General features: G+C 49.8%; 22 protein-coding genes. 13 read left to right on the top strand and 9 right to left on the bottom strand.

The genetic code is table 11. From position 1 onward, the window contains the following. Nucleotides 1-37: 37 nt before the first annotated feature. The 4 genes from P2W70_RS29910 to P2W70_RS29895 all read right to left on the bottom strand — a co-directional run bounded on the left by P2W70_RS29910 (nucleotide 38) and on the right by P2W70_RS29895 (nucleotide 6,108). On the bottom strand, nucleotides 38-1,579 hold the full coding sequence (locus P2W70_RS29910; protein WP_276485254.1) for a YifB family Mg chelatase-like AAA ATPase: 1,542 nt from the start codon (nucleotides 1,577-1,579) through the stop codon (nucleotides 38-40). Between the two features lie 78 nt (nucleotides 1,580-1,657). After that, complete coding sequence (locus tag P2W70_RS29905) at nucleotides 1,658-3,256, bottom strand: M1 family metallopeptidase (RefSeq protein WP_276485253.1); 1,599 nt, start codon at nucleotides 3,254-3,256, stop codon at nucleotides 1,658-1,660. A gap of 137 nt (nucleotides 3,257-3,393) precedes the next feature. Further along, a complete protein-coding gene (locus P2W70_RS29900) occupies nucleotides 3,394-4,707 on the bottom strand; it encodes a MutS-related protein (RefSeq protein WP_276485252.1) in 1,314 nt (437 codons plus the stop codon). Nucleotides 4,708-4,725: 18 nt separating this feature from the next. Next, nucleotides 4,726-6,108: a dihydroorotase gene (locus P2W70_RS29895; RefSeq protein WP_276485251.1), complete on the bottom strand. Its 1,383-nt coding sequence runs from the start codon at nucleotides 6,106-6,108 to the stop codon at nucleotides 4,726-4,728. Nucleotides 6,109-6,207: 99 nt separating this feature from the next. On the opposite strand from P2W70_RS29895, the gene P2W70_RS29890 reads away from it, so the two are divergent. Beyond that, nucleotides 6,208-7,890, top strand: coding sequence for a hypothetical protein (locus P2W70_RS29890; RefSeq protein ID WP_276485250.1), 1,683 nt, complete (start codon nucleotides 6,208-6,210; stop codon nucleotides 7,888-7,890). Nucleotides 7,891-8,392: 502 nt separating this feature from the next. Here P2W70_RS29890 and P2W70_RS29885 read toward each other — a convergent pair. From P2W70_RS29885 to ubiE, 3 genes are all read right to left on the bottom strand, one after another. Continuing rightward, entirely contained in the window at nucleotides 8,393-8,653 is a 261-nt protein-coding gene (locus P2W70_RS29885) for a hypothetical protein (protein ID WP_276485249.1), read from the bottom strand. A gap of 187 nt (nucleotides 8,654-8,840) precedes the next feature. Then, nucleotides 8,841-9,587, bottom strand: a complete 747-nt coding sequence (porT, locus tag P2W70_RS29880; protein ID WP_276485248.1) for a type IX secretion/gliding motility protein PorT/SprT — start codon at nucleotides 9,585-9,587, stop codon at nucleotides 8,841-8,843. After that, the gene (ubiE, locus tag P2W70_RS29875; RefSeq protein WP_276485247.1) at nucleotides 9,551-10,303 is read right to left on the bottom strand and encodes a bifunctional demethylmenaquinone methyltransferase/2-methoxy-6-polyprenyl-1,4-benzoquinol methylase UbiE; all 753 of its coding nucleotides are present in this window, start codon (nucleotides 10,301-10,303) and stop codon (nucleotides 9,551-9,553) included. The genes porT and ubiE overlap by 37 nt, the downstream gene beginning before the upstream one ends. A 490-nt stretch (nucleotides 10,304-10,793) precedes the next feature. On the opposite strand from ubiE, the gene P2W70_RS29870 reads away from it, so the two are divergent. The 11 genes from P2W70_RS29870 (at nucleotide 10,794) to P2W70_RS29820 (ending at nucleotide 20,613) form a co-directional block, all read left to right on the top strand. Next, nucleotides 10,794-11,648 (top strand): UbiA family prenyltransferase, encoded by an 855-nt coding sequence (locus tag P2W70_RS29870; RefSeq protein WP_276485246.1) that lies wholly within the window; start codon nucleotides 10,794-10,796, stop codon nucleotides 11,646-11,648. A 2-nt stretch (nucleotides 11,649-11,650) separates the two neighbouring features. Further along, a complete protein-coding gene (locus tag P2W70_RS29865; RefSeq protein ID WP_276485245.1) occupies nucleotides 11,651-12,745 on the top strand; it encodes a type III polyketide synthase in 1,095 nt (364 codons plus the stop codon). A 40-nt stretch (nucleotides 12,746-12,785) separates the two neighbouring features. Continuing rightward, nucleotides 12,786-13,475, top strand: coding sequence for a methyltransferase domain-containing protein (locus tag P2W70_RS29860; RefSeq protein WP_276485244.1), 690 nt, complete (start codon nucleotides 12,786-12,788; stop codon nucleotides 13,473-13,475). Between the two features lie 48 nt (nucleotides 13,476-13,523). Then, nucleotides 13,524-14,663: an NAD(P)/FAD-dependent oxidoreductase gene (locus P2W70_RS29855; RefSeq protein WP_276485243.1), complete on the top strand. Its 1,140-nt coding sequence runs from the start codon at nucleotides 13,524-13,526 to the stop codon at nucleotides 14,661-14,663. Nucleotides 14,664-14,684: 21 nt separating this feature from the next. After that, a complete protein-coding gene (locus tag P2W70_RS29850; protein WP_276485242.1) occupies nucleotides 14,685-16,127 on the top strand; it encodes a DUF5723 family protein in 1,443 nt (480 codons plus the stop codon). Between the two features lie 87 nt (nucleotides 16,128-16,214). Further along, entirely contained in the window at nucleotides 16,215-16,967 is a 753-nt protein-coding gene (locus P2W70_RS29845; protein ID WP_276485241.1) for an energy transducer TonB, read from the top strand. Nucleotides 16,968-17,027: 60 nt separating this feature from the next. Beyond that, nucleotides 17,028-17,534 carry a GbsR/MarR family transcriptional regulator gene (locus P2W70_RS29840; protein WP_276485240.1) on the top strand — a complete coding sequence of 169 codons (507 nt, stop codon included), beginning with the start codon at nucleotides 17,028-17,030 and terminating at the stop codon, nucleotides 17,532-17,534. A 1-nt stretch (nucleotide 17,535) separates the two neighbouring features. Continuing rightward, nucleotides 17,536-17,916 (top strand): hypothetical protein, encoded by a 381-nt coding sequence (locus P2W70_RS29835; protein ID WP_276485239.1) that lies wholly within the window; start codon nucleotides 17,536-17,538, stop codon nucleotides 17,914-17,916. Between the two features lie 63 nt (nucleotides 17,917-17,979). Beyond that, nucleotides 17,980-19,083: an epimerase gene (locus P2W70_RS29830; RefSeq protein WP_276485238.1), complete on the top strand. Its 1,104-nt coding sequence runs from the start codon at nucleotides 17,980-17,982 to the stop codon at nucleotides 19,081-19,083. Between the two features lie 44 nt (nucleotides 19,084-19,127). Beyond that, nucleotides 19,128-19,493: a CoA-binding protein gene (locus P2W70_RS29825; RefSeq protein ID WP_276485237.1), complete on the top strand. Its 366-nt coding sequence runs from the start codon at nucleotides 19,128-19,130 to the stop codon at nucleotides 19,491-19,493. Nucleotides 19,494-20,139: 646 nt separating this feature from the next. Further along, nucleotides 20,140-20,613, top strand: a complete 474-nt coding sequence (locus P2W70_RS29820; RefSeq protein WP_276485236.1) for a ribonuclease H-like YkuK family protein — start codon at nucleotides 20,140-20,142, stop codon at nucleotides 20,611-20,613. A gap of 118 nt (nucleotides 20,614-20,731) precedes the next feature. On the opposite strand, the gene yihA is transcribed toward P2W70_RS29820, so the two are convergent. Next, the gene (gene yihA, locus P2W70_RS29815) at nucleotides 20,732-21,400 is read right to left on the bottom strand and encodes a ribosome biogenesis GTP-binding protein YihA/YsxC (protein ID WP_276485235.1); all 669 of its coding nucleotides are present in this window, start codon (nucleotides 21,398-21,400) and stop codon (nucleotides 20,732-20,734) included. 180 nt (nucleotides 21,401-21,580) lie between these two features. On the opposite strand from yihA, the gene P2W70_RS29810 reads away from it, so the two are divergent. Continuing rightward, entirely contained in the window at nucleotides 21,581-23,431 is a 1,851-nt protein-coding gene (locus tag P2W70_RS29810; protein ID WP_276485234.1) for an outer membrane protein assembly factor BamB family protein, read from the top strand. Between the two features lie 78 nt (nucleotides 23,432-23,509). Here the strand turns inward: P2W70_RS29810 and P2W70_RS29805 are convergent, their stop codons facing one another. Then, on the bottom strand, nucleotides 23,510-25,186 hold the full coding sequence (locus P2W70_RS29805) for a pyruvate dehydrogenase complex dihydrolipoamide acetyltransferase (protein WP_276485233.1): 1,677 nt from the start codon (nucleotides 25,184-25,186) through the stop codon (nucleotides 23,510-23,512). Nucleotides 25,187-25,285 lie beyond the last annotated feature (99 nt).

Below are 25,285 nucleotides of genomic sequence, written 5' to 3'. Positions count from 1 at the left end.
ATAGTTTAAAGTTCGGGCCTGCCTTGTGCAGGCCTTTTTATTTACCCCATCCATCCCGGTCCAGGCTTCTGTACTGGATTGCCTCCGCAACATGCTCCGGGCCAATGGCTTCGCAGGCAGATAAATCGGCAATCGTTCTGCTTACCTTTAAGATACGATCATAAGCGCGGGCGGAAAGATCGAGCTTCTCCATGGCTGTCCTCAATAACTGTTGACCAATTGTGTTCAATGTACATATTTGCCGTAGCAGACTTGTACCCATTTGTGCGTTGCAATATATACCCGGATGGTCCTTGAATCGTTCAGTTTGCCACTCCCTGGCACGTATAACACGATCCCGTATTAAGGAAGAAGGTTCACCACTATGTTGTGCCTCTAAATCCGAAAATCCTACCGGAGTTACCTCCACGTGCAGATCGATACGATCCAGCAGCGGCCCCGATATCTTACTCAAGTATTTCTGTATATGGCCAGGCGGGCAGGTGCATTCGCGGGTAGGATGGTTGTAAAATCCGCAGATGCATGGATTCATCGCAGCAATCAGGATAAAACTGGCCGGAAAATCGACCACCATCCGGGCCCTTGAAATACTGACTCGTCGTTCTTCAATAGGCTGGCGCATTACTTCCAGCACCGACCGTTTGAACTCTGGCAGCTCATCCAGGAACAATACACCATTATGCGCCAACGATATTTCGCCGGGCTGGGGTACACTGCCTCCCCCTACCAGGGCTACATCACTAACCGTATGGTGCGGCGAACGAAAAGGACGCCGGGCAATCAACATCGAATGCTCGGGAAGCCTGCCAGCCACCGAATGGATCTTGGTTGTTTCCAATGCCTCAGCCAATGACAATGGTGGCAGAATGGTTGGCAGTCGTTTAGCCAGCATCGTTTTGCCGGCACCCGGTGGACCGATCAGGATCGCATTGTGACCACCAGCCGCGGCAATCTCCATCGCACGCTTCGTATTTTCCTGCCCTTTGACATCTGCAAAGTCGGATTCGAAGGCCTCGTTGGCGTTAAAGAACTCATCCCGTGTATTGACCGATACGGGTTGGAGAGAAGTAGTATCCTCGAAAAACTGTACAACTTCCTGCAGGTGTTCCACACCGTAAACAGGCAGGTTGTTGACGATGGCCGCTTCACGCGCATTTTGCTTGGGTAAAATGAGCCCTTTGAATTTTTCCCGCCTGGTGGTGATAGCGATCGGCAGGGCGCCGCGAATGGATTGCACGGTCCCGTCCAGGCTGAGCTCTCCCATGATTACATAGTCCCTGATCTTTTCCGGGGCTGTCAGCTGTTCGGAGGCAGCCAGCGTACCGATGGCGATGGGTAGATCGAAGGCCGATCCGGATTTGCGTATGTCCGCCGGCGCCAGATTGACCACCAGCTTACGGCGGGGCATAAAATAGTTATTGCTTTTAAGCGCACTTTCTACCCGTTGAAGACTTTCTTTAACGGCGCTATCGGGCAGACCTACAATATGATAATCAGCCCCACTCATTTCATTCACTTCAACCGTAATCGTGGTGGCCTCTACGCCATAAACGGCGCTTCCAAATGTTTTTACAAGCATGGATACTGGCTATTTATCTTACTGGTTGGAGCAGAAAGATAAATAAAATATATAATACAACGGCTTGTTGTGGAGGCCTTATTGGGCAGCTTTCACTGTTCCTTCGTACAGCAGCCGAACAGCCGGGTCGGCTACTACCTGTTCCACAGGCCCTGTAGCCGGTATCGAAAAGGTCTCTTCTTTTTTCGTGACCCGGATGGTCTTGTTGAATAATAACCGATGGTTGGCTCCGTAAAAAGACAGCTCGAGCGGAAAGGCAAACAGGTTGGCCTGTTGTTGCTTTACAGTAAGCGCGATTGATTTACGGTCCTGTTGGTACCGGTAGGTAATATCCAATGACGGCTGACCGGGCGAAAAAAGCCATTGCTGGAAAAACGTACGCAGGTCTTTGCCCGATACAGTTTCCATACTCTGCCGCAGATCATCGGTAGAAGCATTCTTCCCCGCAAAGCGCGCGTAGTAGGCGCGGATGCCTTTCCAGAATATCGAGTCACCCAGTTCCTGGCGAAGCATGTGCAATACCCAGCCACCTTTCTGGTACGAGTTGGGATTAAGGAGTGTCATATAATCTTTGGCACTGGTATCTACAACGGGTTGCTGACTGCGTTTGAAATAACTGACCGTTTGCATGCGGTCCTCACGCAGCATATGATCAGCAGTGTCTTTCCCGTATTTATGTTCGAAGTATAGGATCGTCATATAGGTCGCAAAACCTTCACTCAGCCAGATATGTGCCCATTCGGTCTCGGTGGCCATATCACCAAACCATTGGTGGGCGATCTCGTGCGTCAACAACGATTCAGATTTTCGGGTGCCGGTCACAGAGTTCTCTGAATAAAAGATAGCGCCTGCATTCTCGAGGCCACCAAACATGGTCTTGGATTGAACATTGGCCAGCTTCTTATAGCCGTAAGGCCCCACGTTTTTAATAAAATAAGGTAATATTTCAGTAGCCTGTGCGTAGTCGTAGAACCCCTTTTCTTTGTCTTCCGGATAAACCCAACTGTATACAGGAATGCATTGAACATCGCCGGCATACTGTACGGCAAAATCGGCCACGCCGATCACCATGATCTTCATGGGCAGGGGAGTCGTTTCCCGGTAATGGGTCAGCTTGAGGTTATTGGGCAAAATGGTTTCTTCCACCTGGATACCATTAGCGACCACCTGGTAGTGGACAGGGGCGGTGACGAGGAAATCGACCGGGGCTTTATCTGCTGGATGATCGATGCAAGGCAGCCAGTTGTGTGCCCGGTTGGGCCAGTTGTCGGCAAAGAATCCACGGCTCTGGTATTTATTCTTGTCGATGATAAGACCATCTGTGGGAATTCCTTCGTAGCTGATCTCGTAAGTGATCTTTTCGCCGGTCTTGAGGGGCGAGTCTATGTGAACCAATGCTTCCGACTGGCGGAAAGTTACCGCCTGGCCACCTGCTTTCACCTGTTGTACGGTCATACCTTTGCCATCGGCGCGTTTGGCAGTGAGGTCAAAACTGATGGAGGAAACGTTTTTCAATCCCTGCACATCGATGGTGGCTTTTCCGCTGATGCTGTTGTACTGGTCACTCAAAGTCAGGGCAAACCTATATTGCAACACATCGATCGGCGCGCCAGGTTGCTGCGCACGGACATTATTAAGCACGACAACAAATAGAAAAAGCCAAGAGATTCGCTTCATACCGGAGATTTGCCAATGAAGATAGGGCAAAACGACAAGGCAGGATGGCGATAATGAAGAACGGCGGCGGAAGAGATGGCGCTGGCTGATAGGGTTATCGTACCAGCTTCTTCTCTGGACCGCAAACCGGGAAGGTGCTAAAGCCTTTCCAGTAGTTCCACCACCTTTTCCCGCTTTAAGATCAGGTAGCCCAGCCGGTCATTGCTGACGCCTTCTTTCAACTGGTAGCTGAAGTGGAGTTGATCACCGTTGACGGTCGTTTCAAAATAACGGAAAGATATATTGGGATACTTGCGAAGGTCTTCCCCGATCTCATACAGGTGGGTGGAGAGGATAAAGAGCGCCGACTTGATTTTGATCAACCCCTGGATCACCGTATACGAACACTTCATCGCATCCTGTACATTGGTGCCTTTGAAGAGCTCGTCGATCAATACCAACCATTTGCGGCCATCATTGATCTTGACGATGGTATTGCGGATCCGTTGCACTTCATTGAAGAAATAGCTTTCGCCTTTCACGATGTTGTCGACCACATTGATATTGCTGAGCAAACCATCGAAGATGGTAAGTCGCATGGACTTGGCAGGTACGCCCATACCCAGGTGCGCCAGGAACACGGAGGAGCCAACTGCTTTGATGAAGGTACTCTTACCTGCCATATTGGCTCCTGTAAGGAATACGAAATTGCTTTCCTTACTCATCTGAACGTCGTAGGCTACGGGTACAGGTAGCAGAATATGGTATAGTTGTTGGGCATCGATCAGGGGTTGCTCCTGTACCACGAATTCAGGAAAGCTGAGCCCAAATTGCTGCATGGCAATAGCCATGGAATACCAGGCGTCGAAACGACCATAGATATTGATCAGCTCAAATACTGCCGATTTGAAATGATCCCGCACATAGGCACCGAAGTAAATGGTTTGGGTCAGGTTCAACTTGGCGCCAGGTGCCAGCTGCCGCAATTCTACCAGTTCTTTTTTATTCAGCAAGTCTTTGGCACGATGCAGGTAAGACCGGATCAATACCGGTGTATTGCTGTCGTCAAACAACTCGATCAACTGGTGCATGCCCCGGGCAAAGTCCGCAAAATGAGAGAGGGAATAGCGTACCAGCGAAAAGTCGGCTGCGTGAAACATCTTATAGGTGAGGGCATTCAGCATATTGGCCCCCGGCATCGCATCAATATTGCTGTCATAAAAGCGCTCGATGACCATCACCGTACCATTGGTAATCGTCATGGGCCATTGCTCCAGGTTGCTGTGGATGGTGCGGATAATATGCTGCGTTTCCTGTATCTGACGTAGCTCGCTAAAGGGATTTTTGAAAAACTTCAACAGCCATTCACGCCCTTCCACCGTACGGGTAAAATTCAACCGGTGAAAGATGGAGAATTCTTCCTCATGCTGAAAAATGGACAAGTCGTTGTAGGTCGTGTTGTCGAGTTCCATAGCAAACCAAATTAGGGTTTATCGGGCAAATCGTAATCGTTCGCCTTTTTGAGATTCATCCCATACCCCATTTCCATAAACCATATGCCCGTTTACAAAAGTATTTGTAATTGTTGCGGGGAAGGTGAAGCCTTCGAGAGGGCTCCAGCCACATTTATACAGAATATTGTCAGCTTTTACGGTCGTTGATTGGTGCAGGTCGACCATCACGAGGTCGGCGCGGTAGCCTTCCCGTATAAAGCCCCTGTCAGCGATCTGGAAGCAGGTAGCCACGGCATGGCTCATCTTTTCCACTACTTTTTCGATGGAGATGGCGCCCTGTTGTACATAATGCAACATCATCGGCAGCGAGTGCTGTACCAGGGGAAGACCGGCATGCGAATGTTCGTAGCTGCCACCTTCAGCCAGTTGCAGCGATCCGTCTGCTGCACGGACATAGCCTTTTTCGGCCAGGGTATGCGGCGCATGGTCGGTAGCAATGACATCGAGCCGGTCGTCGAGCAGGGCAGCCCACAGGGCTTCGCGGTTATGCGGCGCCTTGATGGCCGGGTTGCATTTGATGCGGTTGCCCAGCGTAGCATACTCATTGCTCGTGAAGTGCAGGTGGTGTACACATACCTCGGCCGTAATGCGTTTATCGGCCAGCGGTATCATATTGGTGAACAGCTGCAGTTCCTTCTCGGTACTGATGTGCAGAATGTGCAGGCGGCTATTGTGCTTTTTGGCAAACTGTATAGCTGTGAACGAAGATTCGAAACAACCGTTTTCGTCGCGGATCAGGGGGTGGTCTGATGCTTCCAATACACTCTTCTCTTTTTTGATGCGCTCAAAATTAGCCTTGATGATCTTCTCATCTTCGCAATGCGTAGCAATGAGCACTTCACTGCCACCAAAGATCTTGTCGAGGGTAAGATAGTTGTCGACGAGCAATCCGCCGGTCGAAGAACCCATGAATACCTTCACGCCACAGACATCGTTCTTTTTGTCGTTGGTCTTCAGGATCTCATCGATATTGTCATTGCTGGTACCCATGAAGAAGGAGTAGTTGGCCAGCGAGGTGTTGGCACCAATGTTGTACTTGTCCTCCAGCAATTCCTGGGTAAATACCGGAGGCATGGTATTGGGCATTTCCATAAAAGATGTAACCCCACCAGCAACGGCCGCTTTTGATTCCGTATAGATGTTTGCTTTGTGGGTAAGACCGGGCTCGCGGAAATGTACCTGGTCATCTATGGCGCCAGGTAATAAATGTTTTCCTTCTCCGTTGATTTCGGTAACTGCGCCGGTGGGTTGTATTGATGCGCCGATCTTTTCAATACGGCCATCTTTGATCAACACATCATTGACTGACGACTGGCCTTCGTTGACTACGGTAATATTCTTAATCAGGTAATTTTGCATATCTTGAACGCTGAATAGTATGTTTTTATCTAATTGATAGCGCCGTGAGTGTCACGAACCATACGGCCCCCGCAACGCACCTTTAATAAACAATCGAACATGCAATTTATCGCAAAATCCATTCTCCGGCTCTCCGTTTTACTGTTTCCCGCTTTTTCAATGGCTCAGTCTACCTATCTGCCCCAGGGAAACAAGCACCAGCCTTTTCTCGACAGGCTGGAAATAAAACTGCAAAACAACACAGGCCTGAATGTGTCGACACTCAAACCCTTGAGTCGCCGGCTTGCGGTATCCGCCGCCGAGTATGCCGACTCCATCCAGCGGTCGGGCACCAACCTGCTGTCTCCCATAGATCAGTATAATCTCCGTGGTCTGCTGCTCAACAATTCAGAATGGGCTACAGATACCACTGGTTTTGCCAGTAAGCATCCATTGTGGAACACATTTTATGAAACCCCTGCCAACCTGATCCAGGTCGATACAAAAGATTTCTTCCTGGCCGTAAATCCGGTTTTTCAGGGACAGATTGGTGCAGAAAGCGATGGTGGCGACAGGCCTTTTGTGAACACAAAGGGCGTTACTTTTCGGGGAATGATTGCCAAAAAACTGGGCTTTTCCGGCTACTTTACAGACAACCAGGAGCGGGGACCGCTGTTTGTACAACAGCGGGTACTTGACTATGATGCGGTGCCCGGCGTCGGATTCTACAAGCGATATAAAGGTACCGGCAATGACTACATCGATGCCCGGGGATCGATCAATTTCACCGCCGCCAAATACCTCGAATTTCAGTTCGGTTATGACAAAAACTTTATCGGCAATGGATACCGTAGTTTGTTCCTGAGCGATTTTGGCAATAGCTATCTTTTTCTGAAGATCAATACACGCATCTGGAAACTGGATTACATGAACCTGTTCATGGAGTTGGTACCACAAACGGTATACATCAGTGCGGGCGATAAGATTCTCGACCGTAAGTATACCGCCATGCACCACCTTAGTATGCAGGTGACCCGCTGGTTGAATGTAGGCATCTTTGAAGCCGTCACGTTCGGCAGGAAAAATCATTTTGATTTTCTATACCTCAACCCGATCATATTCCTGCGTGCTTCCGAGCAGCAGGCTGGTAGTGGCGACAATGCCATCATTGGCCTCGACCTGAAGGCCAATGTCGCAAAACGCTTCCAATTCTACGGCCAGTTGATGCTCGACGAGTTTAAGTTGAGTGAGGTGACTGGTGGCAACGGATGGTGGGCCAATAAATTCGGGTTGCAGGTGGGCGGTAAATACATCGATGCCTTTGGCGCTAAGAACCTCGACCTGCAGGGAGAGATCAATATGGTGCGTCCCTTCTCTTATTCACACTTCGACTCGGTGGCCAATTATACCCACTACAATCAACCGCTGGCCCATCCGCTGGGGGCCAATTTTATTGAGGCCATCGGTATCGTCCGATACCAGCCGTTGCCCAGGCTCACAACCTCTGCCCGTCTTATTTTCTGGAAGCAGGGTACAGATACCGCAGACAGTAATGTAGGCACCAACATTTTTATGCTCAACACGACCCGTAAATATGATTACGGTTATACACTGCCGAATGGCCCCCGCTCAACAGGCATCAATGCGCAGCTACTGGCGTCGTACGAGGTCAAAGAAAACCTTTTTATTGATGGCTCCATACTGATCAGGCGCCTTACTTCCACCGTAACACCAGACCGCAATACGTCGCTGTTTTCACTGGGTGTTCGGGTGAACATGTTCAGAAGGGAATATGATTATTAGAATTGAATGTCCAATTATAATTTCATGCGATCCCCGGGTGCTTACCTGGGGATTGTTGTTTATCGGCAGGTAGAGCAGTGCTGGTTACAGTTTCCGGAGCGAATAGGATACGGCGTCAAAAGATTTGACCCGATGCGGGCGTGGTTGAGCATAAAAAAACCTCCCGTCTTACCGGGAGGTGCACTAATCAAAATACATTAACCATTAAACCTTATCCTATGATGATATAAAGATATATAACAATTTGTTCATAGCAATGCTTTGTTAATAATATGTGCTTATTTTAATACCGGTCTAATAATGCAGACGGTAGCCTTTGATAATCAAATGCCCTTCTAGTGGGCGGCTGCAGGAATCGCTGTTCTAGGAGGCCCTTTCAGCAAACAATCGCAATCGCAGTTGCGTGGTTTGAATTGATCGTATTTATTGATCTTCCTGACAGTTTCCCGCAAAGCAATTCCATATTTCGTGTCTTTTACGCTCATGGTGAGGTCTGATAACGTTAACTGTGCCAGTTGTTTTTCCAGTGCCTGTTTGATACAGCCGTTAATGTTAGTGTAAATTGCTGGGTCGTGGCTCCCTTCGGCAATTTGATCACAGCGCGTTTAGCAGTCACCAGGATAGTGGCTTTTGTAATGTCTACGGTAAAAAACTGAGATGGTAATCGGTCGGGGTTGAGAAACCGGCGGGCAATGCGGTCGGCTTGTTGACAGGCAATGATGGCCGTGAGCAGTACGGCTACGACAAAGGTCTTTTTCATCATAATAGGGCAATTGGTGCTGGTTTGGTGGCAATCAGCATTGTCTGGTGACATCCCCACTCATGTTTTATTCAACTGTCCCATGATATCGGTACAGACAGTAAACCCATGCTACCTGTATCGGCAACACTTGGTCAAGCAGCAATGAATTCATTGCTGAGAGCTATAACGCGTACTGAACGGAATTTGTTTATCCTTCAAAAATTAACGAGAAAAGTACCATCCGGGAATTCAGTTTGTCGATGGTGCTCGAGAATTTCAGGTTGGCATCCCTCGAATGCGTATTCATGAGACCGTTACTGAATTTGATCTCCGGTGAAAGTATAAATACGGGGAAATAAAAGCTGAAACCAATGCCTGCTTCTACACCAAAATCGTATTTCGACAGTTTGACCAGGCCTTCCGCTTTGCGCGCAGTGGAGTTGGAAGCGAGGTCATATTCAAATTTAGCGCCCCCAAACATGTACACCCGGAAATTACCGATCCGGTCGGACCTGAACTTGAGGTGCACCGGCAAACCCACCAGGATCGATTCAACCCTTTTGGTCATTTGCTTCTGCTCTTCTTTCGTAGGATCGGGTGTAGGGAGGTCGTATATGAGATTTTTGTAAGAGAACAACAGTTGCGGGAAGATCGCCCGTACTTCAAATCTTTTCGACAGCCGGTAGGTATGCATACCGGCCAGTCCGAAACCACCGGCCGCTCCGGCTTCTATGGTTTGGATGCTATCCTGCCCTAGAAAGGAAGGGTGGTGTGAAATATTGAACCGGGAAGAGTTGTAAATAAGTGCGATGCCAAGAAAGTATTTCTTGTCATCATGGTTGGGGAGGTTTAACTCGAATTCCTGTGCGCTACTTTGTAAGCAGGCTGCCATTAAACCAACGAGATAACCCAATCTTATCAACTGACGCGTTTTCTGCCGCAATAAATAGTACATATTCCTAAACTCAGCCTTTTTAGTGAGGTGTCCGAAAATCCAACTTGTTGTAAAATGTGTAGAAATGTTTCGCCTTCAGGAAATGCTTTAACTGATTTATTTAAATATGAATACGCGTCTTTGTTCTTGGTCAGCCAACGTCCGGCCTGGGGGGCTACTACCTTCATATAGAGGTTGTACACACCTTTGAACCAGATCTTACGGGGCTTCGAAAACTCGAGGATCACCAGTTTACCGCCGGGCTTCATCACCCGGTACATTTCGCCGAGACCTTTTTCCAGATTTTGGAAATTGCGAACGCCGAAACTTGCCGTAATCGCATCAAACGAGTTATCTGGGAAATTTATTGCCTCACTATCTCCTTTCTGCAAAGCTATATGATCATTTAACAATAGCTTTTCAATCTTCTGTCGTCCCAACTGGAGCATTCCTTCTGAAATATCTATGCCAATTATTCGGTCGGGCTGAAGATATTTATAGGTCGTGATAGCCAGATCCGCCGTTCCCGTAGCCACATCCAGTACCTGTCGGGGTTTTATCTCCACGAGCTCTTTGATAGCTCTTTTGCGCCAATAGACATCGATACCGCCCGACAGGAACCTGTTCATAAAATCGTAACGGAATGCGATCTGGTCGAACATACTGGCCACCTGATCCTTCTTACTTTGCTCCGAGCCCTCAAAGGGTACTATACTATCGTGTGAATGTTTGGACATGGGACCGCAAAGTTAGGGTAAAGTTGCTGGTTTACAGTGGCGCAACAGAGATACCTGGGGGCCAGGGAGCGAAGCCCCACTCCAGAGGTATTGGGTCCATCTCTTTAATAGAAATTTGAAAATCATGCTGTTGCAATTGGAAACGTTGCCGCTAGCGCATCCGCAAGCCGGCCATAACACTGCCCGGGAGTCCAGAAACGTCGCCAGCTATCCAGATAAGCTGATAATAACCCGATAATAACTCAGCAATAACCTGTAGATAAGCCGTCTCTATATAAGGACAGCTTATCTACGGCTTATCTACAGCTTATATACGGGTTATCTACGGCTTATCTTACAATTTGCCGACCAGTAAAGACCAGATAAGGGTTGCTATTCCGGCGGTTTTTATGCCCTACTTCGGGGACTTTCCGTTAAATGGCGGATGGAAAGTGGGGAGAACAGGATCGCGCGGTAATCGGTATATTTAAAGATCATCCATCCGTATAGCTTGTTGCAACGATCTACCATACAACTACTTCGCTTTCATTTCTCCTTTTTTCTGCTGCCGGTATACCTGTTTGCGCTCGGTCAGGTGCCGGAGGTGGCGGCAGGGCATGCCCTGTTGATCTTTGTCATCCTGCATGGCCTGGTATATCCTTCCAGCAATGGCTACAACTCGTATATGGATCGCGACGAAGGAAGTATTGGAGGCGTTCGGCAGCCGCTGCAGCCTACCCGTCAGTTATTCCAGGTGAGTGTGGTCATGGACCTGCTCGCGGTATTGCTCAGTCTGCTGATCAGTATGGTCTTTGCGGCCAGTATAGTGGCTTATATCCTCGCTTCAAGGGCCTATAGCTTCCGCGGTATCCGGCTCAAGCAATACCCGGTTATTGGCTATTTGACAGTGGTGCTTTTTCAGGGAGCGGTTACTTTTTTTATGGTTTACCACGGTTGCAGTGTCGATAAAACGGTGGCCGTGCCGGTGGCTGGCATGGTGGCAGCAAGTCTGCTGATCGGTGGTTTTTATCCGCTGACACAAATTTACCAGCACGAGGCCGATTGGCGGGATGGGGTGCGTACCATTAGTGCCAGGCTCGGTATTCGCGGTACCTTCATCTTTACGGCAATCATTTACACATTGGCCATGGGCGTATTGAGCTACCTGTTCTTCAGCCGGCAGGAAGGGACTAAATTCTTCGTGCTGGCAACTTGTATGCTTCCAATTCTCGTATATTTCTTTAGCTGGTCTGCGAAAGTATGGAAGCATGAAAACGTAGCCGATTTTACCCATACCATGCGCATGAATCTATTGGCATCAGTTTGTACCAATATAGCTTTCCTCATCCTGTTAATCTGGAAATAAGATTGAGTAAAATTATCGCTATTGGCAAGGCAGTACCTGCTCACCAACACCGTCAGCAGGACATCATGAATTTCATGCAGGATGTGTATGCCCTGACGGAAGCAGGCAAGCGAAAGATCAGGTTCCTGTACCGGCAAAGCGATATCGATACACGTTATTCCGTGATACCAGATTACAGTCGTACGGCAGGGGGCTGGGAATTCTATCCCGCCACGGAAAACCTCGAACCATTTCCTGCACTCGAGCAACGCATGGCCTGGTACCAGCGATATGCGGCTCCGCTGTCGGTGGAGGCGGTGCGGGATTGCCTCGAAGGCAAGATGCCGGCTGCTGAGATCACCCATTTGATTACCGTGAGTTGTACGGGCATGAGCGCCCCGGGACTGGATCTGCAGTTGGTAGACATGCTGGGGCTGCCGCGCAATAGCTGGCGAAGTTCCATCAATTTCATGGGTTGTTATGCAGCGCTGCATGCCCTGAAGATTGCCGATGTTATTTGTAAAGCCGACCGGCAGGCAAAAGTGCTGATCGTATCCACCGAATTATGTACGCTGCATTTTCAACGGGCGGCTACCGTCGATAATATCGCGTCGAGCTTGTTGTTTGCCGATGGCAGTGCAGCAGCCCTGGTCGTACATTCGGAGGCCGCTCAGCAGGGTATGGAGCTGACAGGCTTTTATGCCGAAGTGATACCAGGTGGTAAAAAGGACATGAGCTGGGAGTTGTCGTCAACCGGATTTCAGATGACACTGAGCAGCTATATTCCGGACCTGATTGGTGCCGATTTTGGCGAGCTGGCAGATCGCGCCTTACAGCAATGCCAGCTTACCAGAGAGGATGTAACGCATTGGTGTATCCATCCCGGGGGCAAAAAGATCCTGGAAGCGATTGCGCAGTGTTTGCAATTGCCGGCAGATGGGTTGGAGGATGCGGCAGCGGTTTTGCGCGGGTATGGCAATATGTCGTCGCCGACGATCTTGTTTGTACTGAAGCGCATGCTGGATCGTGCGCTGACGACAAAATCAGGCGCTACCATCCTGGGGGCTGCCTTCGGTCCGGGGCTTACCATGGAAACTTTCATTGGGCGTATACAGTGAGCCCGCTTGTTGTGTAACCGATCGACAACCTTTTTACCTTTTGAATATTCGTGCACGTTCATATCAAACCGAATTGCTGGACAGGGACGATATCCCCTTTGAGGATATCCGACGGAATATGCAGGAGTTGAATGTCATCAATACCTGGCTGGGTGGTCATCGGATCACGCTGGCAGGGCTTCGGCGGTTGGTGGGGGACCGGCAACAACTTACCGTTTGTGAGATCGGTTGTGGTGGGGGAGACAACCTCGCAGCTATACATCGTTGGTGTAAAAAGCAAGGGATAGCGGTGTCCTTTATTGGAATCGATATCAACCCCGATTGCATACGGGTGGCGCAGGCGGAGCGTAATTTACCTTGTAACTGGATTGTTTCGGATTACCGGGATGTACACTTTACCCAACCGCCGGATATTATTTTTTCTTCCCTGTTTTGTCATCATTTCCACGAACGGGAATTAATCCCCCAGCTTCAGTGGATGAAGGCGCATGCGAAGTTGGGATTTTTTATCAATGATCTACATCGGCATACCATTGCCTGGCATTCGATACGGCTGCTGACACGACTCTTTTCCAACAGTTACCTGGTGAAAAATGATGCACCTTTATCTGTAGCGAGAGGATTTGTTAAAAAAGATTGGCATGAACTCCTGAATAGCGCAGGAATTACTACCTTTTCCGTCGAATGGAAGTGGGCTTTCAGGTGGCTGGTTGTAGTGAACAGCCTATGATAACCGGCAGGTCATGCGGAAATAATAACATATCATCAATAGCACGGGTTGAGTCTGCATCCAAAATACGATATTGTCATCATTGGTGGCGGCCTGGCGGGGCTGGCATTGTCGATACAATGTGTGAGGGCTGGCTACCGAACCATCGTTTTTGAGCGGGAACAATATCCTTTTCACAAAGTGTGTGGTGAGTACGTAAGCCTCGAAAGCTGGAATTTCCTGGAGGAAATGGGGGTGCCGCTCAGCGATATGCAACTGCCGGTGATCAATCGCCTCGTGGTGAGTGCACCCAACGGCAAGCACCTGGAGGCCAACCTACCCCTGGGAGGCTTTGGCATCAGTCGCTATACCCTCGATCATTTGCTGGCGGGTATTGCCCGAAAAGAAGGGGTAGAACTGATGGAGAACACCAAAGTCACGAATGTGGTGTACCGGAACAACGGTTTTGTGGTGTTCAGCTCAAAGGGCGAAACGGAAGCTGCGGTGGTGGCGGGCGCTTTTGGTAAAAGGAGTAATCTGGATGCTAAATGGAAGCGACCCTTCACCCAGGTGAAGCCCAACAAGTTGAATCACTATGTGGGTGTCAAGTACCATATTGAAACCAATTTTCCGGAAGATTTAATAGCGCTGCATAATTTTATTGACGGATATTGCGGTATATCCCGGATTGAAAACAACCATTATTGTCTGTGTTATCTGACCACGGCGCGCAATTTGCGAAAGTGCCACAACGATATCCAGGCAATGGAACAACAAATACTTCAAAAGAATCCATTCCTACAAAAGATCTTCACGCAGTCCACTTTCTTATACAAAGAACCACTTACGGTATCAAGAATATCCTTTAACAGAAAAAACCAGGTTGAAAATCATGTGCTGTTGATAGGCGATGCGGCCGGCATGATCACGCCGCTTTGCGGAAATGGCATGAGTATGGCTTTACATGGTAGTAAACTGGCATTTGAAGAGATCAGGCAGTTCATGAATGGCCAAATTACCCGTTACGAAATGGAGCTGCAGTATACGCAGCAATGGGAACGGCAATTTGGACGTCGGCTGCAGGCGGGTCGCCTGATACAACGATTTTTCGGCAATGCTTCATTATCCAATTTTTTGATAACCACCCTTAAACCTTTTCCGCGGTTTGTCGCCTGGCTCATCGGACAAACACACGGTAAACCTTTTTAGTAGCTAATCGAATTCGAGTTAATGAAGACCTTACCTTTTTTGTTGGGGCTACTGGTAGCCCATTCAGTGGTTATTGCTCAGAACTACCATGCCATCAATGGCTCTTCTTATGGAGGAAGCCTGGGCGTAGGCAATAACCCTGCTGCCATTGTCAACACGCCTTTTGCCTGGGATATCACGGTATTCGGGGTGCAGGGCAAGCCCAATACCAATGCGGTGACCGTGCATAATTATTCGCTGTTATCGTCGCCGGCCAATTCGGAATACCAGTTCAATTGGGGTAACTATAGCCGCTATGCGCATGCCAACACCAATGTAAACCTGCTGAATACCCGGGTGGCCCTCAGCCGCCGGGCAGCTTTTGCCGCTGGCATCAACTTTCGTAGTTATACCAGCGCGAAGACCAGCCCTTACAATTTTGCCGATACGATATCGTCTGCTACCTCCTTTCTGATGATGAATGGCGGCAACACCAAATATACCGCGGATGCCACCAGTAGTAACTGGGTGGAGATTTTCGGTACCTATGCGCAAACGATCTTCGATGATGACAAGTCGCGGCTCAATGTGGGTGGTACGCTTAAAGTATCACGTGGGTTGGCTGGTGCGCATGCCCGCTTGCTGAGTGGGGAGGTAGAACGTACCGTCGAGAATGGAAAAGACGTATACGTGCTGAAGGATGTGTCCGCACGGTATGGCTATTCCTCCAATTTCGATGGGTGGAAAAGTGAAAAAAGCTCCAGCCAGAATCTCAACGATTTTTTGCGGAACTCCCAGGGTGGCGCTTCCCTGGACATTGGTGTTGAATACCTGCTGCGACCTTACCTGGTGCCCGACTTCAATGACCAGGAAGACAGGTATTACGATTATGACTGGAAGGTGGGTATCTCCATTCTCGATATCGGATTCAATCAGTACAAGCATAGTAATAACAGCCGATCGGTGGCTGGTATAAAAGATGATATCCGTGACGCCCAGCTGGATGAGAAGTTTACGAATATCGATGGGGTGGAAGGGTTCAATGACAGCCTGGCTACCATCGTTCGTTCGATGAGCACGCTGCGGGGTAATTTTAATGTGATCAATCCAACGCGACTCGTGATCAATGTAGACCGCTATTTATTCCATGCCTTTTATGTCAATGCCGATCTTTCGCTCAATCTGTCTTCACTGGCAGGTGATCAGCGCCTGTATGTACGGGAAACCAACCTGCTGACGGTGACGCCACGGTGGGAAACACGCCGGTGGGGCGTTTACCTGCCGATCATGTACAACACCGAAAATCAGCTGCGGGTAGGTGGTGCATTCAAAGCCGGCCCTTTGTTGCTGGGTATACACAATTGGGGGACGGTGTTTGCCAAGAACAAAATGCAGAGTGGGGGCGGGTATATTGCCCTCGTGATCCGCGCGTTCAGGAACACCGGTGAAAAACGCTACAAGGGGGCTGACTGTCCACCGCTGTAGGGTAATAGCAACGGGAGTGGTTAGGTAAAGAATTAATAATTTCTGTATTTCCTGATTTTTGCGAATTTGGGGCATCAAACCCCTGTCATGAACCGCCTTTTAATCGTCTCTCTTTTACTTGTTATTGCCTGTACATTTTCCAACCGATCCGCTATCGCCCAATTGCACGGGCGGGGAATCGAGTTGTTTGATGGTCAATGGCAGCCTATTTCCGATGAAAAGCTCGCGCAGTTTCAGGTACGCAAGCGCAAGCTCGACAAGCAGACCACGCAGACCTGTTTTTACAAAGCTTATGGTCCCCTGATCAGAATTGAAACAAACAATGACCAAGGTGTACCTAATGGCCCTTTTGTTTGGTACGACAATCGGGGCCATGCCGACTCGATGGGTAATTATATCAATGGACTCAGGGAAGGTGACTGGTATTATTATAACGACTCCTTCAAGGTCGATCGGAAGAATCGTTATGCCAATGGCCTGCTCGTGGATTCCAAAGACTATCGGGCTGAGCGTAACCTACCCAGGCAAAAAGACCCTACCGCGGTGGCTGCCCGTTTTGATGACGTGCCCGGCAGCTGGGGCGTTTTTCTGAACAAAACCCTGCGCTATCCGGCGGTGGCGATCAAAAACAATATTCAGGGGAATGTCTACCTGCGTTTTGTGCTGGACGAAAATGGCCAGGTAACAGAGCCCTGGATCCAGAAATCGGTGGATATTTCGCTGGACGATGAATCGCTGCGTATTATTAAACTAACACCAGCCTGGATACCGGCCGAAAAGGACGGAAAGGCCATCAAAAGTTTTATGCTCCAGCCCATAAGCTATCGTTTGCAAGATTAACTTTCAAAAAGTCTTGAAAATACAGAAATCGTTTCTACCTTTATACCTGAAACGAATGTTATGAAGTTGAGTGAAGCCAAACAGAAGTTTATCGAATCCTGGGGCAATTTCGGCACCCATTGGGGCATCAACCGGACGATGGCGCAGATCCATGCGCTATTGCTGGTTAGTCCTGACCCGCTGAGCCAGGACGATATTATGGAGCTGTTGAGCGTAAGCCGGGGTAATGTGAACATGAACATTCGCGACCTGATCGATTGGGCGCTGGTGGAGCGCAGAAGTATTCCGGGAGAGCGTAAGGAGTTTTTCGTGGCGGAGAAGGATATCTGGAAAGTGGCTACCACCATCATCAAAGAGCGGAAACGCCGTGAGCTGGACCCCATGCTGAAGCTGATGGACCAGCTGTCGGCGATCGAAGGGGATAAGAAAGACAAAGAGACCAAGCAGTTCATCGATACGATGCAGAACATTAAACGTTTCGGCGGTCAAGCCGACAGGATGCTCGATGTATTGGTAAAGGCGGAAGAGAGCTGGTTTGTGGGCAGCCTGATGAAGTTCTTTAAGTAGTATGTATTTATTCAAGCTGATAGATTGCCTGGTGCAGGGCATCCTTATCCTGGGCGGCGTGGTGGTCTGTTGCAGTTTTAAAATGCTGTCGACAGAATGTATCGGTGCGTATATCGTTGTTGGGAGTTGGCAGCTGATCAATGTATGGGTTCATGCGGTTAACTACCGCCCTGCTGTCAAATACCGGGCGCGAAGGATCTACCTTGTATCGTTAGCCATCCTGACGGCGATCGTAGTGCCCCTGCTGATGACGGACATGGTGCTGCTGGCGCTCATGGGTTTATTGATGGGGAGTACCGGGCTGGCATTTCTATACCTGGGGACATGTATCGCTGAAACAGAGCAATTGATGCGAGAGCGAAAAGAAACAAGTGCAGAATAAAAAACAAACTGGCCGGATAACCGGCTTTCTTTTAGTATGTATCTTTCACAAATTCCTGAAAATATGGAAAACAAGAAAATAGTCATTGCCGGCGGAACCGGTTTTATCGGTCAGGCAATGGCGCGTTATTTCGGAAAGAACAACCATGTGGTGATCCTGACCCGCCAATCGGTGACCGGCCACAACAATACTTACGGTAGTGCGCTGCTCAAAGCAGCTGATGGCTACAATATCACTTACTGGCGCTGGGACGGCAAGCATGTGGAGCGTCATTGGCTCCATGATATTGAAGGCGCCGACATCGTGATCAACCTGGCCGGTAAATCGGTCAACTGCCGGTACAATGACCGCAATAAAAAAGAGGTACTCGATAGCCGTATCGACGCTACCCGTACGATCGGCGAAGCCATCCGGCAGGTAAAACAAGCGCCCGCCCTCTGGATCAATGCGGCTTCCGCCACCATCTATCACCATGCTACCGACCGGCCTCAGGACGAAGAGCATGGGGTGATCAGTGACCTCAAAAATGACAACATGCCCTGGTCGTTGCTCGACAGGGTACGGTTTGCCGGCAAGCGGTTGAAGGCAGCATTATTGCATGGTAAACGATCGGAGCAATACCAGGCGCTGGCAAAAGATTTCTCTGTGGGTATCTGCCGGCAGTGGGAGCAAGCTTTCCTGGATGAAAATACCCCCGACACCCGGAAGGTGGCGTTGCGTACTGCGATCACCCTGGGGGCAGGTGGTGTCATGGTACCTTACTTCAACCTGCTGAAAGCAGGGTTGGGTGGTCATCAGGGCGATGGGCGGCAAATGTACAGCTGGATCCATGAAGAGGATCTTTGCCGCATCGTTGAATGGTGCTACGAGCACGGGACGGCGAATGGGATATACAATTGTGTGGCGCCTAATGCCGTCACCAATAAAACATTTATGGATATGCTACGGGCAGCTACTGGCCACCGTTTTGGTTTACCTGCCTTTACCTGGATGCTGGAACTGGGCGCCGCCATGATCGGGACAGAAACGGAACTGATCCTTAAAAGCCGGTGGGTAGCGCCTGGACGGTTGTTGCGGGAGGGTTTCCGGTTCCGGTATAGCACCGCCCGGGAGGCGATCGGCAATATCGTCGCCCGCACACCCCGCAAACGCTATCACCTGTTTTAACAACCAAATAGGGCGATATTCGTTATACTATTAAATGCTCTACCATGGCTACTAAAAAGACCGTCGTATTGGGTGCTTCCGACAATCCTGCGCGCTATAGCTTTCTTGCGATCAACAAGCTAAGGGCCTACCAACACCCGGTAGTAGCGATCGGCCGTAAAGCAGGCCAGGCCGCCGACGTGCAGATCGGTACGGAACAAGCGGCTGAAGAAGGGGTAGACACCGTGACGCTGTACCTCAACCCTGCCCACCAGAAGCAGTACTACGATTATATTCTTTCGTTGCACCCGAAACGCATCATCTTCAATCCCGGCGCGGAGAATGAGGAACTGGCCGCCATGGCTGAAGAAAAGGGCATTGTACCGATGGAAGCCTGTACACTGGTATTGCTGAGCACCGGACAATATTAACGGCAAGCCTTTCACTGAAGCCTGGCTACGATGGCGTTTGGGTTGTATCGGTGATTTCAACTTTATAACCAGTGAACTTAGATTGCCTGCCCGGCTATGCCGATGGGTGGAGGCTTCGTCATCCTGTTCAGATCAGCGTGCGATGTGGAGCATGCCTTTGCTCATCCAACAAATATTTCTACTGCCGCAAAATATCCCCGTTTTAATGTCGTTTTAATAACCGACCCCTACCTATTGTTCTTTGTTGATCGTACCCCTTGAAGCATGCCAATAAACAAGCTATATGAAGAAACTGTACGCTCCAAGGTGTTCATTTATTCCCGTGATCTTATTGTTTACTAACCCCTTAACCCATAACAGGCCTGCCTGTACAGTGCCAATCGTATGATTGGCCTGGCATAGCCTGGAGATGCATCGTCACTATTTTCGAATAGACTCAGATCCCTACCCTGCGCGTGGTGGGTCGTGCTGCCCTGGCAGTATGGCCCACCTATTTTTTTGCATTGCGCTACTTCGTGTCGAATGCTGATCTCAGCAGCAATGCAGCTGTGACGGACTTTGCAGTCATAATGGTAACATGCTATTAACACCCTATCTTTTTGGTAGCGTATCATTTTTTCGGTAAATTCGGAAAACCCATTTCAATATGATATGGAGAAAGTTTAATGGTGATCCGATCGATCTACCCATTTTTGATGCTGTAGAAGCAGCCATCAAACGCGAAAGCGACAAAGGCTACCATCTCAAGGTATGCATAGGCACAGACTCCCAGGTAAAAGGTCCCGAAACTGAATTTGCTACGGTAATTGTTTTCCTGCGTGAAGGACATGGCGGTTTCATGTTCATCCACAACGAGAAGACCCGGCAGCAGTATTCTATCAAGGAGCGTATGCTGGTAGAAGTGGCCAAAAGCATAGAGATCGCTTACGAGCTCTGCAACCTGTTCACCATCTATGATGTGGATATGGAAGTGCACGCGGACATCAACACCAATCCGCACTTTAAAAGTAATGATGCACTGAAAGAGGCGATGGGCTATATACTGGGGATGGGCTTTGCCTTCAAAGCCAAACCGGAAGCCTTTGCCAGCAGCAGCTGTGCCAATAAGGTAGTGAACTAAAAACCCTCGCTGATATCAACGAGGGTTTTTTATTGTACAGTTGTGATCCATTCACAACTCAGGGCTTCGTCACCTTATTGAAGTCGGATTAATGCACTACTGTTCAGTATGCCGGGGATTATCGCTGTTCGTTGTTCTCTTTCTCTGCCGCTGCGATTTCCTGGTTGCAATTTTCGATGAATTGCAGCATTTTGTCTCTTCCCATTTTCTTAACGGCGCTCGTTACAAAACTTTGTGGCAGGAACTGCCAGGTCTTGCGCATGGCATCGAGGAATGACTTGACGTTCTTACTGACTTCTTTCTGCGTTTCTTTATCCGCCTTGGTAAATACGAGGCAGAAGGGTAGCTCCCATTCACCCAGCTGGTTCACAAAGTCCAGGTCTACCTTTTGTGGTTCGTGCCGGCTATCGATCAGCACGAAAATATTCACAAGGTTCTCCCGCTTGCGCAGGTAGTTTTCGATCATGGTTTCCCACTGCTTACGTTGCGTTTGTGATACTTTGGCAAAGCCGTATCCTGGTAAGTCGACGAGGTACCAGGGCGATGCCGGCGTTTTGCCTTGTACATATTTATCGGGCAGGCTCTCCATTTCGAAATGGTTGATGAGCTGCGTTTTGCCAGGTGATCCGGAGGTCTTGGCCAGTTTCTGGTTATCGCTCAGCATATTGATGAGGGAAGATTTGCCCACATTACTGCGACCGATGAAGGCGTATTCCGGACGATCTGCTTTGGGACATAAAGTATAGTCCGGGCTGCTGATCAGGTATTTCGCTGTTTTAATGATCATGATGGGTGCAAGATACGAATACCTGAACAATGGGTGTTTTTGCCTGCATTGGCTGGTGTTGGGCAGGGTGAATTATCGTGTCGTGCACAAACCCGCAGGTTGTAAAATTTAATTGTTAATCGACGGTTTATAGACGCTGCCTACACGAAGCCCGCTTATAAAAAACACTAAATTGGCCCCATGAAAAAGATTACCCTGCTATTCTTCCTGGTGTGTTGGCTGCTTCGCGTGGAAGCGCAGATCAAACCATTCCGCTTTATTCATATCAGTGATACACATATCGGATCGCCCAATGGGTGCGCTGAAGAAGACCTGCGCCGTACCGTACGCGATATCAATGCGATGAAGGATGTAGCATTCGTCATCCTTACCGGTGATATCACCGAGTTGGGTACCAATAGCCAGTTGAAGCTGGCCAAAGAGATCCTCGACAGCCTGCAGATCAAATACTATATCATTCCCGGCAACCACGACAGCGGCTGGAGCGAAAGCGGTGGTGTCAGTTTTACTACGACGTTTGGGTACGACAAATTTACGTTCGACTACAACGGCGTCCGGTTTATTGGGTGTGCCTCGGGACCGTATGTGCGCATGAGTGATGGTCATGTGCCACGCAATGCCGTGGTGTGGCTGGATGAAGTGCTGAAGAAGACCGACAAAAAGCAGCCCATCATTTTCTGTAACCACTATCCGCTCGATAATGGACTCGATAACTGGTATGAGGCGATCGACCGGCTCAAGCAGTACAATACCATCCTGGCGATCTGCGGGCACGGCCATAGCAACCGGGCTATGAACTTTGAAGACATTCCTGGTGTGATGGGACGCTCGAACCTGCGGGCCAAAGATTCCGTAGGTGGTTATTGCCTGGTGGATGTACGGCCAGATACCATCACGTATACTGAACGAAGGCCTGGTACCCAATACGAGAAGATCTGGACCAAGGTGGCAGTCAAAGCGCATGACTATGCGCATTCTTCCAAAACATTCGACCGGCCGGAGTATGCGGCCAACAAGCAATACGCGCAGGTGAAGGCGACCTGGACTTACACCTCCGATGCCAACGTGATCTCTACGCCAGCAATCTATAAGGAGTCGGCCATCTTCGGCAACCAGAATGGAGAGGTGGTCGCTGTGTCGATGAAGAACGGAAAGCGCCAATGGTCTTTTGCTACGAAGGGTTCTATCTTTTCTACGCCAGCCGTGCAGGGTGACCTGGTCGTGTTTGGCTCAGGCGATGGAAAAGTATATTGTCTGAATGCGAAGAGTGGCAAACAACAATGGGCCTATACGACGGGTGCTTCGGTACTGGGTTGTCCGATCATCGCCGGTGATACCGTTTTTATAGGTGGTAGTGACCACAGCTTCCTGGCGCTTGGCCTGCAGGATGGGCAACTGCGCTGGAAGTTTGATGGATTGGAAGGGCCTGTGGTGAGCACGCCTTTGCTCTATGAGGGAAAGGTGATCTTTGGTGCCTGGGACCGTCACCTGTATGCGCTGAATAGCAAAGATGGCCAACTCTTGTGGAAATGGAACAATGGTTCGTCTGTCATCAATTTCTCACCAGCTGCCTGTATTCCAGTGGCGGTCAATGGTGTGGTGTATGTAGTGGCGCCAGACCGGACGATCACGGCCCTCGACGCGCAACAGGGTACCGCTTTATGGCGCAATAAGGAAACGCGGGTGCGTGAGTCGATCGGCATCTCAAAAGACGGAAAATGGGTGTATGGCAAGACGATGCAGGACACTGTTGTAGCGTATGCTACCAGCCGGGAGCCTCAGCGGCCGGCCTGGGTGATGAACGCCGGCTTTGGTTATGAGCATGTGCCTTCCATGCTGATCGAGCAGGAGGGGCAGGTATTCTTTGGTACGCGCAATGGCGTGGTGTACGCGATCGATCCCCAACAGCGTAAGGTGATCTGGACCCATAAGATCGATAATTCGATGGTCAATACGGTGCGGGTGATCAACAGCAAAAAGGTACTCGCCTCGACGATGGACGGCAAAGTAGCCTTGCTGGAAGTGAAATAGCAGGATTGGCCCCGGGTGGTAATGGGCATAAAAAAACGCCGGCGATTGCCGGCGTTTGTCGTATCAATAAGTTGACGATTAAACGAGCATGGTGAGTGGCTCTTCGAGGAACCCTTGCAGGGTTTGCAGGAAGGCGGCACCGGTGGCTCCGTCTGCAACACGGTGGTCGCAGGTGAGGGTCACTTTCATCACGTTGCCTACAACGATCTGTCCGTTTCTTACTACTGGTACCTGGTTGATGGCGCCGATAGCAAGGATACAGGATGCAGGCGGGTTGATGATGGCGGTGAATTCTTCAATACCAAACATACCCAGGTTGGAGATGGTGAAGGTGTTGCCTTCCCACTCTGCAGGTTGCAGTTTCTTGGCCTTGGCGCGGGTAGCGAAGTCTTTCACTTCTCCGGCGATCTGCGACAGCGACTTGGTGTCGGCGAAGCGTACTACTGGTACCAGCAATCCTTCTTCTACGGCTACGGCTACACCGATGCTCACGTGGTGGTTAACGCGGATGGTGTCACCTTGCCAGCTGCTGTTGATAGCTGGGTGTTTCTTCAATGCCAGGGCGCATGCTTTCAGCACCATGTCATTGAAGGATATTTTGTTGGTAGCAATTTCATTAAGCTTTCCGCGGCTGGCTACTGCCTTGTCCATGTTGATCTCCATGGTGAGGTAGAACTCAGGCGCAGAGAATTTCACGTCTGCCAGGCGACGGGCGATGACCTTGCGCATTTGCGATACAGGCACATCGTCGTAGCTGACCTGACCGGCAGGAGCTGTTTGTGCAGGAGCAGCAGCGCCACCTTGTTTGGCGGCAGGAGCGGCGGTAGCAGCACCTTGTTTGAAATCGTCCACATCTTTCTTCACGATACGGCCACCGTCACCGGAACCAGCAACCTGGTTGATGTCGATGCCTTTTTCGCTGGCGAGTTTGCGGGCGAGTGGTGATGCTTTCACACGACCATTTTCGGTAGTGGCGGCAGCAGCCGGTTGAGCGGTAGCAGTAGCAGCGGCGGCAGGTTGTGCAGCAGCGGCTGGCTGGCCTTGTGCAGGTTGTGCAGCGGCAGCCGGAGCGGTACCACCACCTTTGGCAGCAGCAACGATCTTGTCTACATCTACTTTACCTTCTTCTCCGATGATGCAGAGCAGTGCGTTGACAGGAACTTTGTCGCCCTGGTTAGCACCGATGTATAATAATTTACCGGTTTTGTAGCTTTCGAGTTCCATGGTTGCCTTGTCGGTCTCCACATCGGCGAGCAGGTCGCCCTTGTTTACCTGGTCTCCTACCTTCTTGTGCCAGGCAGCGATCACACCTTCTGTCATGGTATCGCTGAGACGGGGCATCAGGATCACCTCTTGCATATTGGCGAGGTCGAGTGAAGGAGCAGCTTCTGCGGCAGGCTGTGCGGGTGCAGCAGCAGGAGCAGGAGCAGGTTGGGCAGCTTCTTGCTTGGGCGCTTCGGCCTGGGGAGCCGCAGCAGCTTGTGCACCACCAGACAGGAGGGCACTGATATCTTCGCCGGGAGCACCGATAATAGCCAGCAGGTCGTTTACCTGCAGTTTACCACCTTTCTCCGTTCCAATATGTAACAGGGTGCCATCTTTATAACTTTCCAGCTCCATAGTAGCTTTGTCTGTCTCAACTTCCGCTAACAGGTCGCCTTTCTTTACGGAATCCCCTACCTTTTTATGCCAGGCCGCAATCACGCCTTCAGTCATGGTGTCACTCAGGCGGGGCATTAAGATCACTTCAGCCATAATCTTTATTAATAATTTGAAAGTTAATACGTCAGGTTGTAATTGAGGGCCGAAATTACGGCAAAACCGGGAATATGCAATAGAAAAGGGCAAGTGGTC

The organism is Paraflavitalea pollutisoli (assembly GCF_029360705.1).
GTDB classification, from domain to species: Bacteria; Bacteroidota; Bacteroidia; order Chitinophagales; family Chitinophagaceae; genus Paraflavitalea; species Paraflavitalea pollutisoli.
The sequence above is the reverse complement of the archived record's forward strand: the minus strand, read 5'-3'. Positions and strand labels throughout refer to the sequence as shown.

Excerpts from the sequence above, each read along its gene's own strand:
- P2W70_RS29910 (WP_276485254.1), bottom strand. The coding sequence starts at position 1,579 with ATGCTTGTAAAAACATTTGGAAGCGCCGTTTATGGCGTAGAGGCCACC.
- P2W70_RS29905 (WP_276485253.1), bottom strand. The coding sequence starts at position 3,256 with ATGAAGCGAATCTCTTGGCTTTTTCTATTTGTTGTCGTGCTTAATAAT.
- P2W70_RS29900 (WP_276485252.1), bottom strand. The coding sequence starts at position 4,707 with ATGGAACTCGACAACACGACCTACAACGACTTGTCCATTTTTCAGCAT.
- P2W70_RS29895 (WP_276485251.1), bottom strand. The coding sequence starts at position 6,108 with ATGCAAAATTACCTGATTAAGAATATTACCGTAGTCAACGAAGGCCAG.
- P2W70_RS29890 (WP_276485250.1), top strand. The coding sequence starts at position 6,208 with ATGCAATTTATCGCAAAATCCATTCTCCGGCTCTCCGTTTTACTGTTT.
- P2W70_RS29885 (WP_276485249.1), bottom strand. The coding sequence starts at position 8,653 with ATGATGAAAAAGACCTTTGTCGTAGCCGTACTGCTCACGGCCATCATT.
- porT (WP_276485248.1), bottom strand. The coding sequence starts at position 9,587 with ATGTACTATTTATTGCGGCAGAAAACGCGTCAGTTGATAAGATTGGGT.
- ubiE (WP_276485247.1), bottom strand. The coding sequence starts at position 10,303 with ATGTCCAAACATTCACACGATAGTATAGTACCCTTTGAGGGCTCGGAG.
- P2W70_RS29850 (WP_276485242.1), top strand. The coding sequence starts at position 14,685 with ATGAAGACCTTACCTTTTTTGTTGGGGCTACTGGTAGCCCATTCAGTG.
- P2W70_RS29845 (WP_276485241.1), top strand. The coding sequence starts at position 16,215 with ATGAACCGCCTTTTAATCGTCTCTCTTTTACTTGTTATTGCCTGTACA.
- P2W70_RS29840 (WP_276485240.1), top strand. The coding sequence starts at position 17,028 with ATGAAGTTGAGTGAAGCCAAACAGAAGTTTATCGAATCCTGGGGCAAT.
- P2W70_RS29835 (WP_276485239.1), top strand. The coding sequence starts at position 17,536 with ATGTATTTATTCAAGCTGATAGATTGCCTGGTGCAGGGCATCCTTATC.
- P2W70_RS29830 (WP_276485238.1), top strand. The coding sequence starts at position 17,980 with ATGGAAAACAAGAAAATAGTCATTGCCGGCGGAACCGGTTTTATCGGT.
- P2W70_RS29825 (WP_276485237.1), top strand. The coding sequence starts at position 19,128 with ATGGCTACTAAAAAGACCGTCGTATTGGGTGCTTCCGACAATCCTGCG.
- P2W70_RS29820 (WP_276485236.1), top strand. The coding sequence starts at position 20,140 with ATGATATGGAGAAAGTTTAATGGTGATCCGATCGATCTACCCATTTTT.
- yihA (WP_276485235.1), bottom strand. The coding sequence starts at position 21,400 with ATGATCATTAAAACAGCGAAATACCTGATCAGCAGCCCGGACTATACT.
- P2W70_RS29810 (WP_276485234.1), top strand. The coding sequence starts at position 21,581 with ATGAAAAAGATTACCCTGCTATTCTTCCTGGTGTGTTGGCTGCTTCGC.
- P2W70_RS29805 (WP_276485233.1), bottom strand. The coding sequence starts at position 25,186 with ATGGCTGAAGTGATCTTAATGCCCCGCCTGAGTGACACCATGACTGAA.